Raw genomic sequence first — 13,748 nt, forward strand, 5'->3', positions numbered from 1 at the left:
CATTGATTTTCAGTGAGAGGCTTTTTTATTGGATGTGGATAATGAAAGACCATAGTTTACTTCGTTTTTTTAGCTGGAATTCTGAGGAAAGTAAGGCGCTAGAAAGCTTATTGGCTAGCTTGCGAAAACAGCTAAAGGAGTGCGATAACGAAACGCCAGAAGAAAAGCTGGATGAGCTGCAAAAGGCGATTGATGAAGCTCAATTGAAGTTTGATGAGCTGCGTAAAATTAAGTTTAAAGTGATTTCAGTCGCTGCGTTTAAAAGCTTGCCACATATTGAACTCACCGAGTTAACCGACACACAGGAATTTGAGCAGCGCAAACAAGTCATCCTGACTTGCACCAATGTTACCGAAGAAAAATTCAATACATTAAAGTCACCAGATTTTATTCAGCTCTACAGTGATATTTGTGAGTTTATCTTAACGCCGAGCGATCAAGTAAAGGGTCACCCGTTGGGTGGTGAGGACTTTTGCTTCGACTTACTTCATCCGTTTACCAATGAAGTTGAAGAGCACATTTCTCATATCAAATTTACCGTCCCCAATGTGATCCATTCGCAAGAGCTGGCAAAAATTGAAGATTCGCAAGAGCGCGAGGACTTTATGTTCCGCGTTGTTACCGGGCTTTCAAAGCAGGATTTTGAATACCTTTCTCTCAATGACTACCTAGCGCTAAAACCGCAGGTGGGCGCTTTTTTTCTACCGTCGGCGGGATTCTTTGGCCAAAAGACGTTGAGTCTCTGATCGATTTAATTCCGATGCACCGAAATACTTCTGAATCTGAGCTTATGCAGTGGCCTCAGGATGCTGCGGTGCGTCGTTACGAGCTGATTCTGGAAAAGTTGGGAGCGAAACGTGGCTGAGAAAATTAGCTTTATACTCGATGCGAGTGTGCGTGGCGCGAAAGACATTGTTGCAACGACTTCTGCGACGGAGCGCTTAACTCAAGCGATTGTAGAGCAGCGCACTGAAATTGCCTCGATTAATGGCAAGTTAAAGCAAGTTGAAGGGTATCAGGCTGCTATAAAGCGAATGGGTAAGCTCAAGGAGCAAACCCGATCGGCGGGTGATTCAGTTGCTAAGTTCTCTAAGCAGTTAGATGAACAAAAAGCCCACACCAATCAACTGCGTGCCGCTTATAGTGAAACGCAGTCTGATCTAAAGCGGTTGAATACGCAGCTAAATAAAACCTCTGGTGAAGGTGCTGAAAAACTTAAGTTAAAGGTTAAGGAAACTGAGCTTCGGTTAAGCGCTTTAAATAGTGAGATTCACGAAAGCAAGGTTAAAACCACTGACCTGAATGCGGCTTATAAAAAAGCAACGCAACGTGTTACCAAGCTGACTGATCAGCAAGGTAAGCAGCGAGATAAGCTGCGTGATTTGGGGGCAACTCTAAAAAGTGCAGGGCTGAACACCAAGCGACTAGGGGATGAGCAGCGGCGGTTAGAGCAGCGATCTGATAAAGCGACCGCAGCTATCCAAAGGCAAAATGCTCACTTAAAGCAGATGCAGGCTATACAGTCTCGCATTGATAACCGTAACGCAAAGTTAGGTGAGTTAGGTGGGCAAGCCACTTCTTTGGCAATGGCAGCGGCTCCCTTGGGGGCGTCTGTCTGGACTGCGGTAAAAAATGAGTCTTCTTTTGCTGATGTAAAGAAGGTTGTCGACATGTCTCCGGAAGAGGCTGCTCAGCTTCGTTCTTGGTCGCTGAAAACTCAGGCCAATAAAGATGGTGGTGGCCTCAATTCAAACTCCATTAATGCCATGCTGGCTGCAGGTGGTCAGAGTGGCATTAAGAACATCGATGAACTTAAGTCGTTTGTTCTCGATTCGGCCGCAATGGGTGTAGCGTTTGATATGGGGGCGGGTGATGCAGGGGAAACACTGGCAACCTTTAAATCCGCGCTTGGATTGGATCAATCTGGCGCGATGGGGCTGGCAGGGCTTGCGAATTACCTTTCGAACAATTCGAATGCTAAGGCTCGTGATATTGCAGGTGTGATGTCACGCCAAGGTGCAAGTGCAAAGCTTGCTGGTTTTTCAGTAAATGAATCTGCCGCTCTGTCAGCTGCGATGTTGTCTACTGGTATGGGTGAAGAACGCACGGCCACTGCACTGAAGAATATCTCTGGTCGGTTAACGCTTGGCGATGCTGCAACGAGTTCGCAAAAAAGTGCGCTGTCGGCGATTGGGTTTAGTTCGTCAGACCTCGCTGCGTCAATGCAGCAAGATGCGTCAGGGACCCTCATCGAGGTGTTGGAGGCTATCAAAGCCGCTCCATTAGAAGAGCAGAGTGCTTTACTCACTCAGATTTTTGGTGAAGAGGCAAAAGGTGCTGTTGCTTCACTCGCTGAAAATATGGGGTTGTTCCAAAAGACGCTCAAGCTCGCCAATCAAGAGCAATCTATTCATACAAAAAGTTTGCAAGATGAGTTCAATAGTCGCATTTCTACTTCAGAAAATGGGATACAGCGTTTTATCAATGGGTTAAATCGGTTAAGCGTCATTGTTGGTACTGCCGTTCTCCCCGCGTTGAATTGGGTTTTGGAGCCTTTAGGTGATGCGGTGATGTGGCTGGGTGATTTTGCTGAAGCGAATCAGGAGTTAACAGCTGTCGTTGGTATTGGTGCAGCGGCTTTTATTGGCCTGAAAGGGGCTATTTTAGCTGGCAAGGCCGCTTCTCTTATTTTTGGCAATACGCTGGATAAGTCTCGTCTGTTCCGTAAAGGATTGAATAAAGAAACACAACAAAGTGGCAGAGCCGCACAATTTGCTGAAAAGCAGTTTAGCCGGCTAAACCGTACATTGATGAATAGTGGTGGCGGTGCAGGTGGTTCGGGCGGTAGTGCGAGAGGTGGTCGTTCCCGTCGCCGTCGGGTGCGATCTCGAAATCCTTTGGCTAGGGCGTATAACTTTGCCTCTGGTGCTTTCACTGGAAGAAAAGGCGCGCTTCCACTTTCACTTGGTGCCGGAGCGCTGGCGATGACTCCTACCGTTGCGATGGCGCAGGATGCTATTGATGTGACGGGTGATGTCGCTGACACGCTCGGTAAATCTGGGCTTTCCAAAGTATTACGCCCTCTTTCTATGGCAATTTCTGCAGGCAATATTGCAAGTGCATTGGCGGATGGTGATACAAAAGGTGCGATCACTGAAGGTGGCGGTTTATTAGGTGGTTTAGGTGGGGCCAGTCTAGGGGCTGCACTTGGTACGTTGATCTTACCGGGAGTCGGGACCGTTGTCGGTGGTATCGCTGGTTCACTCTTGGGTGATATGGGCGGCGAGATGTTGGCTGGTTGGTTTAGTGATAAGGCATTAGGTGAGAATCATCGCCTTACACCGTCGTCTGAGGTTAGAGAGACGATCGCAGAGAATCAACGTAAGGAGGCGATTGCTCGGTCGATGCCACCTGTAAAAGTCGATGCTCCGATTCAAATTCATGCTGCCCCTGGTATGGATGCTCAGCAGATCGCGCTTGAAGTTAAGCGTCAACTTGAGGAATCACTTCAGATGGCAGGCTTGTCTGTAAGTGAATCTTTGTCTGTGTCTTCGATTGATGCGTAGAGAGGTATTTATGCACCACTTGGTTGTTGGTGAGTTTGTCTTTGATGTTGGCGGAGGGACGCCAATATCAAAGTTCAAGCGTGTTATTTCTGGCCGTTATTCTGAAGTGTCATTGGTTGATGGAGCAGATCTTGAAGATACGGGGTTGCCGCTTCAAACCATCGATATTAGTGCCAGTTGGTTGAAAACTAGTGCCAGTCAGTCTGTGAATGAGCTTATTGGGTTGGTTGATTCTTCGCAGCAGGTTAGTGATGGTCGCGGTTTTAATCTTGGGCGTTGGGTGATTAAACAGATTTCGGAAACTCGTTCGAATCTCATTCACGATGGGCGAGCAATGAAAACTGAGGTGAGTATTCAGTTTATGGAGGACCGTGATGCGCGTACAAGCAAAACGCGGTGAGGTTGTTGTGGATTTTTTGTTTAAAAAGACTCAACAGGATAATGATGATATTGAGCGTGCGTTTTATGCGCTCAATCCTCATGTCCGTGATGCGGTTTTTACTGAAGATTGCTTTGTGGTTATACCCGAAGTGACTAAAGGCGAACGTTCTAGACGTGTAACGAGGATCTGGGATTGAACATTTTATTAGAAGGGAAGCAGGCCGATTTGATGCATGCTTATTTAAAGTCGTGGCAATTGACGGATGGGAATGGCACCGAAGGCGATAATCTGGTGCTTGTTCTTAAATCTGACAAGGTGGATAGTCTTCCTCCTAAAGGTGAAAGTTACAAGGTGTCTTTAGGGGATGTGTATCGAGATACGTTTCAGATTAGCAGTCGCAAAGCAACGCTTTCGCCGCGCGAGGTTCGTTTGGTTCTGAGTGTTGCGCCGTTCAATATTAAGGATTCGACGGGATACCGTGAGGCGAAATCTGCGAGTTGGTCGAATACTACGCTTCATCAAGTTGTTTCCGATTGTGTGTTGGAACATGGCTATTCGGTTTTTATCCATCCTCGATTACAAAAAATTAAAATCGAGCATGTTGATCGTACGGATGAAAGTACGGGCCCGTTTTTGCGTCGCCTTGCAAATTTGTACGATGCAGTGGCTAAGCCAGTGGATGGGGTGTTTGTTGTTGCGCCAAAAGGAGAGGCTAAATCTGCAACTGGCAATGCTATTGAAACCATTACGTTGTCACGTGTATCTGATGGTGATGGGGCGTCTTTGATTCAGGTGACGATGGATCTTGATGGTCGAAATGAGTTTAACGGTGTGAAGGCTTTTTATGTTTCGACGGATGATGGCCAGCGTCATGAGGTGCAGGTGGGTTCGGCACCGTTTAAGTCTCTTGCTAAAGATTGCAATAGTGAGGCTGAGGCAAAACAGACTGCGACTGCTTCCCTTAGAAAGATGCAGCGTGAAGGGCGTGGTATTTCGATTTCTGCCCCGGCTAATCCTGCTACTTTTGCTGAGGGTATTGTGGTTTTGGATGAGTCTTTTCCTAAGCCGTTTGCAAGTACGAGTTCGATTGATTCGGTTGTGTTTTCTGGTCGGGGTCGTCAGGTAAAGACGATGGAGATTCGTGCAACAATGAATGGTGAGGAGTAGGTATGGCAATTCGGTTTAATCGAAATGTTGTTCAGCCTAGGACGGTGGAGCTAAGGCTTTCTGATAAACAAGTTGAGATTTATTTGCGTGATTATTCCCATGTTCGACAGTTGAAGGATGTGCAGCGCTCTTTGTACTTACGCTTTAATGCTAAGCGCACGGGTGGTACATGGTGGTTGATGCAATATAAGAATGGTCGGCAATATCCTCATCGTATTGGGCGTTACCCAACAACTAATTGCAAGGATGTGAAGCGGTTGGTCAGTGAGGCAACGGTTCAGATTGAGCGAGAGAATGTGGTTTCATTCCGGAAGTTTGAGACGGTTGATCAGTTGCTGGATTGGCATGTTAAACGTCAGGTAAAGCTGAAACGGTCTTCTAAGGAGCGCTTAGCTAATATCAAGAGTATGGCGGATCGACATTTGTTGTCTATTTTTCATGGGGAACCTGTGATGAGTTTGGATTCTCATACTATTGATGATGAGTTGATTCAGCCGATGTTTGAGGAGGGGTATTCGGTTAGCTATGTGAAGGCGATGTTTAACCTGTTGAAATCGGCTTATGCAACCGCAAGGGAGCTGAAGCATTTGACGATTAATCCTATTGCTGAGGTTAAGTTTAAGCAGTTTTTTCCGCAGAACTTTTCTATTACTAAAGCGCAGGTGCGTGAATGTCGTTTGTCTACTGATCGTGTGCCAGATGTGCTTGAGCGTCTTGAGCAGGCTGAACCTCATACTCGTTTGCTGGTGATGATGATGCTAGGGCATGGTTCTCGAATAGGGGAGACGCGTAAGGCTCGTTGGTCCAATATTAGTTTTACTTTGAAGCGTTGGACGATCCCTGCTAGTGATGCAAAGAGTAAGGTGGAGATGATCTATCCTTTGTCTGATTCAATGGTTGAGTTGCTGTATTCATACAAGGAGTGGCAATTAGACCTAGGATATAAAGGGGATTTTGTCTTTCCTGTTAGTTTGCGTCAGAAGTCAGCTGCCTATGGTGCGCTAGCAAATGAGTGGGTTCGTTCTGTTGCTGATGGCTGGAGTGGGCATGATTTGCGTAAGCGTGCTCGTTCTGTGTGGGCTGATCTTGGGATTGATTATTTGGTGAGTGAGGCGTTGCTTAATCACGCAAAGGGTAATCTGGATTTGGTTTATATTCATACTCATATCGATCTGAAGAAGAAAGAAGCGGTTGAAACTTATCATGATTGGCTAAAAAACTGCTGGCGAACCTGTTTCAGACCTGTCTCGATAGAATCCGAGATCATTCAAAAGGCTATTTAGATCAATTCGATAGCTTCAATTCTTTATAAATCTAAGCGGATGATAATTAGATGTCGTTTTTATACCCAAATGAGCCTGTAAATGAGGCTCTTATAACTGCTGCGCGTCAAAATCCTCATCAGGTGGCAGCTGTAAAGTTAAGTAAGACCCAGCTGAGAGTGTTGGGTTCTATTAGAGACAAAGAGAGGGTAACTTCAGAGCAGATAGCAAAAAGGTGCGGTCTGTCGAATAGTTGGGCTAGTACTCTATTGAAGCAGCTTAGTGTGCGCTTGCACCTTGACCGACAATCTGGCTCGCGGCAGAGTGGGGGTGTTGAGTATGTTTACGTGAAATCAAGGTGATAGTATGTGGGAAATAGAAGAAGAATGGCATTGGGAAGTGCGAACTGAAAGCATCCGTTTTTATTTGAGTAATGGAGAAGAACGGCTGGCTTATGATATTTCGAGAATAGCTCTAGTTGATTATTTTAATACTGATGACACTAAAGAGGATGCTGAGAAATTATTTCAGCTACATAATGACAGAATAAAAGAACTGGCCATTAAGCTTGTTCCTGAACGAAAGCCCCAAGATTCATTCATGATCAATTTAGATGTATGTAACCGATTGGAACTTTAAAACTCGAATGTCTAACGAAAAAAGCCCAAGTCTAAACAAAAGACTTGGGCCTTATTAGCAAAGGCAGGAAGAGGCTACTTCTACATATATCTCACGTCTCACATGAGCAATGCGATACATGCCCTATGCTCCTCGACTTTTCAAAATTTCGGCAGCTTCGCCTCACGCTAGGCTAACACTCGGTAGTGGCTCAATCCACGTCGAGCTGTTGGTCACACTTATAATCTATCCTTTTAACTTACTCCCTTATGCTAGGTATCAGAATATTGAGCTTCTGAGAAGTTCAGGAAGTAAAAACATATCTCTAAACATGATTCCTCCCTTAGTAAGTGAGTAATCAATATGAGTCTAGTGGCGCATGTTTGGATTGTAAAGGAATGGGTCCTTTCTGGAGCGCTTTGCTTGCAAACGAGGGCAACCCGCGCGAAATAAAAATTTTTCGGGTTCCTAAGGCACCACCACCAAGAGGGCAAAAAAACAGTTTATGCAAGCTTTGAGGGGAAAGCGTGACGCGTAACGCTAGTGTAAATTTAATTATTTACGGTCAAGCTCATTGCGTAGCTCTACGAATAGATCAATAAATATTCGTCTCAATTTCTGAGGCAACAGTCTAGTGGCACTAAAAACATCAGACTCATTCGGATTCTCATACTCCATGCGATCGAGCAATAAATCGAGCTCGGTCGTTTTGAGTCCTTTGATGATAGATTGATACTGACTCCATCGTATGTCAGTTTCTCCTCGCTCTATACGTTGGTATGTTTTTAAGGCTAGATGACAAGCCTTTGCCGCTTCATTCTGCGTTAACCCTGCGAAATCTCTACGTTTTTTGATAGCTCGCGCTAAAGAGTTTTTCGACATACAACACACTTAGCAGGCCAAAATTGACCTATTTTACTGAAAAAAGAGACTGCTTTTCGTCTCGCTATTGCCAACTGACTGTGTTGAGTTGAATATAAACGCTCAATCGAAAGTTCATTCACTTTATAGAATCATAGTGACTAATGATAATTTTAACAAAAACAGAATGACTCGATTGATTTATTTGGCTAGGTTAAACGGAGTTTTTATGAGTGGTACAAAACTAGAGTTTCAATATGACGACATTCAGATGGGATTAAATCATGTAAGTGATATGGCGTCAGACTTACATAACGATCTGATAGTTAATAACGATGAAGCTCAAGTAAGGAAGGCTGAGCAAATAGCTTATTTTTCTTGGGTATTAAAAAGGTTATTTGACTGTATGACAGACACTAAGCACTAAAGATAGAAGGCAGACTAAACGTCTGCCTTCTTTGTTTTTAAACGGTGCGATTAAACAAATGTGCGTCTTAATTGCGTCTTAATTTCTAAGCGCTTATATTTATTTGTATTAAATACAATGCGTTACAATTGTGCTTTCATAACCGAAGAAAAAGAAGGTAGGCTGGCGATCTTGCTGCATTGTTTGGTTACCGAGTATCAAAAATTTACCTAGGTATTAGACCATTGCAACATCGACATAGCAATGAACAAGCGCTGATATGTCGTTGAATGATTAAAAAAATGGCCGACTTATGTCGGCCATTTGAAAAGAGGGCATTTAAGCCTGCTTTGCCTCTAGTGCTGGATCGGTTGTTTTCTGCTTGAGCAGACGGCTGGCTACCGTACCAGCTGTCATTGCACCAGATACATTCAATGCAGTGCGAGCCATATCGATCAGTGGTTCGATAGAGATAAGCAGCGCAGCAATGGTGACGGGTAATCCCATTGCAGGTAGTACGATCAGAGCCGCAAACGTTGCACCGCCACCGACACCAGCAATACCAAACGAACTAATGGTAATAATCGCAACCAAAGACAAAATGAAGTTAATGTCCATTGGGTTAATGCCTACAGTTGGGGCTACCATGACTGCAAGCATCGCAGGGTAAATACCAGCACAGCCATTTTGACCAATTGTTGCACCAAATGAAGCAGACAAGTTGGCGATCGCTGGTGGCACATTTAACTTTGTTATCTGCGCTTCAACATTCAAAGGGATCGTCGCTGCTGAACTACGAGAAGTGAATGCGAAAGTCAGTACTGGCCAGATTTTTTGGAAGTACTCTTTTGGATTGACGCCAACAAATGACACCAATACTCCATGAATTACAAACATGATGAGAATAGCGACGTATGAAGCGACAATAAAACCAAGTAGGTTAAGGATGTCACTCGCACTTGATGTCGCGACCACTTTCGCCATCAATGCCGCGATACCGTATGGAGTGAGAGCCATGATCATTTTTACAAGGCGCATCACAATCGATTGAATCGCTTCAACAAACGTACGAATTGGTGCTTCGAGCTCTTCTTTTTCGATCATGACTTTACGTGCCGCGATGCCAGTGAGCACACCAAAAATAACCACTGCAATGATAGATGTTGAACGTGCACCAGTTAGATCGGCAAACGGGTTAGTTGGAATGAAGCTAATTAGCATTTGAGGAATACTCAAATCATTAACATGGCTTGCACGGCTCTCTAAAACTGCGATACGAGCAGTTTCACGAGCCCCCTCTGTTAAGCCTTCAGCGCTTAAACCGAATGCTTGACTCACAGTAATACCGACAAGAGCAGAAATTGCGGTAGTCACTAAGAGAACAGAAATCGTCAGGCCAGAAATTTTACCGAGAGAGCCTCCTTTTTCTAGCTTAACGACCGAAGCAATCATCGATACCAAAACAAGTGGCATGATGACCATTTTCAGTAGGCCGACGTAACCGCGACCAGCAATATTAACCCACTCAAGAGTTTCTTTAATTACAGGGCTGCCTTCACCAAAAATGAACTGTAAAACAAGACCAAAAGCACTGCCGAAGATTAAACCAGTGAGAACCAAGCGGGAAAGTGTGTGGCCTTTATTTTGTTGCCAAAACAGAATAAAGAGGATGCCAACAAACCCAGCTAAGGAAGCGATAACCGCAACTGACATATCATTTTCCTTATAATTTTGTGATGTTGCATTAATGTACTTAATGCATATGGAAGAGGTAATGTGCGCAAGATAACCCCAACTAAGAGCAGGGGAAAATAAAAGAATGGAATGAATAAGAGCGTTTAGTTATTTAGGCGGGTAATTGTGCTTTTTGATAAATTAATGTTCTGATTATTGGTATAAATTAAGCATGTTTTTCATGTCGACGCTGTTTAACGTTTCTACTTTACGTGAGCTGTGACGAAATAGGCTAAATAACATTGAGCGAGCAACATCGGTAGCTGATATCGGAATGAGCTTGGCAAGAGGGCCAATCATCACTGGAGAAAACACTTTTAATATACCTTGAACAATGGCTTCATCAGTACGAGGTTCATCTCTAAGCCCTTTTAATGGGCCTGGGCGAACAAACACTAAGTGTTCAAACTCCATTTGTCGCAGCGCTTCTTCCATTTTTCCTTTAGTACGAAGATAGTGTGAAAATGAGCGAAGAGAAGCCCCATAACTTGATACCACAGCAAGGTGGCTAACGCCGAGTACCTTCATTTCTTGCGCGACACTACAAACCAGTTCGTAATCGATGCGTTCCAACTCGGCCTTCGACCCCGCTTGCTTCATGGTTGTCCCCAAGCAAATGAAGCCAAATTTGGGCACCTTTTTATCTTCTGACCAGTCGACAATTTGCAAATCAGAGTGCTGGATTTGTTCAAGCTTTGGATGGAAGTACGGCAATGGCTTGCGGACAAGTGCATAGATATGACCAATGGGATCATCATCAAGCAATATCTTCATGAGTTCGTTTCCTACTAGACCTGAGCCACCTGCAACGATGACGGTCGCATTGTCGTCATGAATCGACATATTGCCTCCCATTTGTAAATCCACATAAGCAACATGGACTCAACATACGCTTGATTGAAGTCAATGTCTGCTATTGCGGTAAATCTGAGAGATAAAATGTAAGGTAAGTCAAAATGCCATGAAACAACAACGGCCTCATGAGAGGCCGATTTGCGCTTTGGGTTTAAGTTAAGGATAGGGGAATTTTTTTCGAGTTCTTTTTATTTTGACCAGGATTTTTCGATTTTCTCGTTTTTTGATTGGCAAACATAACGGTCTCCTTGCTTTTCTCAAACGATAGATGAGTAACAACCTGAATAATGCATTCTCTATGCCAGAGTTAACCCATAAATAAGATTAGTTTCAGATAGAAATATTGTCAAAATACACAATAGTTCGCAGGCCATTGACCCTTTATGAGAAAGCGGCAGTGTGCTATCTAGTTAAATCATTGATTTCAAGATAGACTGCCACAAATGGATGACCTCGTTGCAAAAAGGGATGCAATATGAAAATTGACTTGAGTACTTTAGCTCCAACTCAAATTTATCATTTAATGACTCAAACAGTGATTCCTCGCCCAATCGCGTGGGTTATGACGGAATCCGCGGGTTCCAACTATAATTTGGCTCCGTTTTCATACTTCACACCCATCGCCAGTAACCCACCGTTACTGATGTTTTCGGTAGGTAAGAAGCCGAAAGGAGAGGTGAAAGACACCACTAGAAATGTGCTGGAAACAGGTCGTTTAGTTGTTCATATTGCTACGGTTGATTCTGCAGAAGTGGTCACGAATACATCGGCAACGCTTGAGCATGGTGTCTCTGAGGTTGAGTTAAATAATTTAGATTTAGTCGACTTTGACGGCTTTGAACTGCCTCGCTTAAAGGAAGCGCCGATCGCATTTGGCTGCAAGTTATATGAAGTCAAAGAAATTGGTGAAACGCCGCAAAGCCTAGTGTTCGCTCAAATCGAGCAGGTATATATTGATCCATCGGTGATTGATAATGAATCTGAACGATTAAAAATCGACGCTTTAAAAGTGAATCCATTGTCACGTCTTGGTGGCGGTGAATATGCCTCGCTAAATAACACATTTTCTGTCGCTCGTCCTAAGTAACTTACATCATGTTAAATCAAATTTATTCTGAAGCCATTTGGGCTCGTATTAATCAAAAAACCAAACCACTAGGCGCATTAGGTCAGTTGGAGAAGCTGGCTCATCAGCTAGCTTTAATTCAAAGCAATACATGCGGTGACGTTGTCACTAAAATTAACATCCAAAAGCCAACCGTTATTGTTTTCGCTGGTGATCATGGTATCGCCGACGAGGGAGTGAGTATCGCGCCAAGTGCGGTTACTCAGCAAATGGTGCAAAACTTCTTGGCTGGAGGGGCCGCCATCAACTGTTTTTGTCGTAGCAACAAGGTTGATTTGAAAATAGTAGACTGTGGCATCCTGATTCCAGTGGAAAGCGAGAACCCTAACTTTGTGGTTCAACGTTTGGGGGCTCGCACGAACAACTTTGCAAAAGAAGCGGCGATGAGCCGCGAACAAGTGACATTAGGGCTTTCATACGGGAGAGAAATCGTAGAAAAAGTCACGGCAGATGGCTGCAATATTGTCATGTTTGGTGAAATGGGGATCGGAAATACCAGCAGCGCAGCAGCAATTTTGGCAGCGCTTTCACGTAATCATGTGGACAAATGCGTAGGTCGTGGTACCGGCATTAATCAAGAGCAGTTAGCAAAAAAACGGACCTTGGTGAGTCAAGGTGTTGCGAGGTGTGAAGATGCAGATGTATTAGACATCCTTGAACAAGTGGGAGGTTACGAAATTGTTCAAATGGTGGGCGCATTCTTAGCGGCCTACGAGAAGAAAGTACCGGTTATTGTCGATGGTTTCATCGTGACAGCTGCCGCGTATGCTGCCTGTTTTATTGAACCAGCATGTCGTGAGTTCATGATATTTGCTCATCAATCGGATGAATCCGGGCATCAACTCATGCTCGAAGAAATGAAAGCAGAGCCTTTGCTTAAGCTTGGATTGAGATTAGGGGAAGGCACAGGGGCCGTTTTAGCATTGCCATTAGTTCTGGCAGCAGCGGAGTTTTACTCGACCATGGCAAGCTTCGATGATGCTGGAGTTACGGTTTAATGCAAAGCAAAGTGCGTTATCAGTTGGATCTTTTCTTCCTTGCTCTGGGGTTTTTCTCACGTTTACCGATCCCTAAGCGTACCCCTTACAGCGAAGAGCGAATGAACCAAGCCGGACGATACTTCGCGTTGGTTGGTGTCATACTTGGTTTGATTTGCGCGCTATGCTATGCCGTGCTGGCAATGATATTGCCGGAAAATGCGGCCATTGTTCTGACAATGGTCATTAGCTTGCTATTAACCGGTGCCTTTCATGAAGATGGACTGACGGATATGGCAGACGGCATTGGCGGTGGGATGACGTTAGAACGCCGTTTGACCATTATGAAAGACAGTCGTATTGGTACTTACGGTGCTGCAGCGCTGGTGATGGCGCTGTTGACCAAGTTCATCTTGCTGAGTGAGCTTGCCAAAATGACAGACTTATTTGTTATCTGGATAGCGGCTTACACCTTAAGCAGAGCTGTTGCAGCGACTTTAATTTTTGATATGCCATACGTGAGTGACAGTGAAAACAGTAAAAGCAAACCACTCGCAAGCCGACAAAGCTCTCTTGAGCTGACGGTCTTGGTTATAACAGGTGTACTCGTTAGTTTATTACTGCCACTTTCTATTGCATTCGCCTTGTTATTGACTGGTGTCGTGTTCCGTTACTTACTTAAAGTATGGCTACTGCGTCGCATTGGTGGATTTACGGGTGATTGTCTGGGCGCGGCTCAACAAATCATGGAGTTGTTATGTTATGTCGTGATATTGGCGTTAGTAGCGAGGTAG

The 13,748-nt window shown here is 44.5% G+C and carries 15 protein-coding genes; 12 read left to right on the forward strand and 3 right to left on the reverse strand.

The features are described from left to right. Nucleotides 1-41 precede the first annotated feature (41 nt). From ACQEXS_RS02780 to ACQEXS_RS02815, 8 genes are all read left to right on the forward strand, one after another. Nucleotides 42-746, forward strand: coding sequence for a phage tail assembly protein (locus tag ACQEXS_RS02780; RefSeq protein WP_427012746.1), 705 nt, complete (start codon nucleotides 42-44; stop codon nucleotides 744-746). A 111-nt stretch (nucleotides 747-857) separates the two neighbouring features. Next, nucleotides 858-3,566 carry a phage tail tape measure protein gene (locus tag ACQEXS_RS02785; protein ID WP_427012747.1) on the forward strand — a complete coding sequence of 903 codons (2,709 nt, stop codon included), beginning with the start codon at nucleotides 858-860 and terminating at the stop codon, nucleotides 3,564-3,566. 10 nt (nucleotides 3,567-3,576) lie between these two features. Continuing rightward, nucleotides 3,577-3,966 (forward strand): phage tail protein, encoded by a 390-nt coding sequence (locus tag ACQEXS_RS02790; protein WP_427012748.1) that lies wholly within the window; start codon nucleotides 3,577-3,579, stop codon nucleotides 3,964-3,966. After that, nucleotides 3,941-4,144 carry a hypothetical protein gene (locus ACQEXS_RS02795; RefSeq protein WP_427012749.1) on the forward strand — a complete coding sequence of 68 codons (204 nt, stop codon included), beginning with the start codon at nucleotides 3,941-3,943 and terminating at the stop codon, nucleotides 4,142-4,144. The genes ACQEXS_RS02790 and ACQEXS_RS02795 overlap by 26 nt, the downstream gene beginning before the upstream one ends. Further along, the gene (locus ACQEXS_RS02800) at nucleotides 4,141-5,115 is read left to right on the forward strand and encodes a hypothetical protein (RefSeq protein ID WP_427012750.1); all 975 of its coding nucleotides are present in this window, start codon (nucleotides 4,141-4,143) and stop codon (nucleotides 5,113-5,115) included. Before ACQEXS_RS02795 ends, ACQEXS_RS02800 begins: the two co-directional genes overlap by 4 nt. Nucleotides 5,116-5,117: 2 nt before the next feature. Next, a complete protein-coding gene (locus ACQEXS_RS02805) occupies nucleotides 5,118-6,398 on the forward strand; it encodes a tyrosine-type recombinase/integrase (protein ID WP_427012751.1) in 1,281 nt (426 codons plus the stop codon). Nucleotides 6,399-6,448: 50 nt separating this feature from the next. Beyond that, complete coding sequence (locus tag ACQEXS_RS02810) at nucleotides 6,449-6,739, forward strand: winged helix-turn-helix transcriptional regulator (protein WP_427012752.1); 291 nt, start codon at nucleotides 6,449-6,451, stop codon at nucleotides 6,737-6,739. Between the two features lie 4 nt (nucleotides 6,740-6,743). Further along, nucleotides 6,744-7,016 (forward strand): DUF1488 family protein, encoded by a 273-nt coding sequence (locus ACQEXS_RS02815; protein WP_427012753.1) that lies wholly within the window; start codon nucleotides 6,744-6,746, stop codon nucleotides 7,014-7,016. A gap of 534 nt (nucleotides 7,017-7,550) precedes the next feature. Here the strand turns inward: ACQEXS_RS02815 and ACQEXS_RS02820 are convergent. Next, a complete protein-coding gene (locus ACQEXS_RS02820; RefSeq protein ID WP_427012754.1) occupies nucleotides 7,551-7,877 on the reverse strand; it encodes a helix-turn-helix domain-containing protein in 327 nt (108 codons plus the stop codon). Nucleotides 7,878-8,085: 208 nt separating this feature from the next. Between ACQEXS_RS02820 and ACQEXS_RS02825 the strand changes: the two genes are divergently transcribed. Next, on the forward strand, nucleotides 8,086-8,283 hold the full coding sequence (locus tag ACQEXS_RS02825; RefSeq protein WP_427012755.1) for a hypothetical protein: 198 nt from the start codon (nucleotides 8,086-8,088) through the stop codon (nucleotides 8,281-8,283). Nucleotides 8,284-8,601: 318 nt separating this feature from the next. On the opposite strand, the gene ACQEXS_RS02830 is transcribed toward ACQEXS_RS02825, so the two are convergent. Together ACQEXS_RS02830 and ACQEXS_RS02835 are read right to left on the reverse strand one after the other, a co-directional pair. Then, nucleotides 8,602-9,975, reverse strand: coding sequence for an L-cystine transporter (locus ACQEXS_RS02830; protein WP_427012756.1), 1,374 nt, complete (start codon nucleotides 9,973-9,975; stop codon nucleotides 8,602-8,604). A gap of 174 nt (nucleotides 9,976-10,149) precedes the next feature. Further along, nucleotides 10,150-10,839 (reverse strand): NAD(P)H-binding protein, encoded by a 690-nt coding sequence (locus ACQEXS_RS02835; RefSeq protein WP_427012757.1) that lies wholly within the window; start codon nucleotides 10,837-10,839, stop codon nucleotides 10,150-10,152. A 487-nt stretch (nucleotides 10,840-11,326) separates the two neighbouring features. Between ACQEXS_RS02835 and ACQEXS_RS02840 the strand changes: the two genes are divergently transcribed. From ACQEXS_RS02840 to ACQEXS_RS02850, 3 genes are read left to right on the forward strand one after another with little or no spacing between them, the layout of a single operon-like run. Further along, nucleotides 11,327-11,938: a flavin reductase family protein gene (locus tag ACQEXS_RS02840; RefSeq protein ID WP_427012758.1), complete on the forward strand. Its 612-nt coding sequence runs from the start codon at nucleotides 11,327-11,329 to the stop codon at nucleotides 11,936-11,938. Between the two features lie 8 nt (nucleotides 11,939-11,946). After that, the gene (gene cobT / locus ACQEXS_RS02845) at nucleotides 11,947-12,975 is read left to right on the forward strand and encodes a nicotinate-nucleotide--dimethylbenzimidazole phosphoribosyltransferase (protein WP_427012759.1); all 1,029 of its coding nucleotides are present in this window, start codon (nucleotides 11,947-11,949) and stop codon (nucleotides 12,973-12,975) included. After that, on the forward strand, nucleotides 12,975-13,748 hold the full coding sequence (locus ACQEXS_RS02850) for an adenosylcobinamide-GDP ribazoletransferase (RefSeq protein WP_427012760.1): 774 nt from the start codon (nucleotides 12,975-12,977) through the stop codon (nucleotides 13,746-13,748). Before cobT ends, ACQEXS_RS02850 begins: the two co-directional genes overlap by 1 nt.

This window comes from Vibrio sp. TRT 17S01, assembly GCF_050113695.1.
Taxonomy (GTDB): Bacteria; Pseudomonadota; Gammaproteobacteria; order Enterobacterales; family Vibrionaceae; genus Vibrio.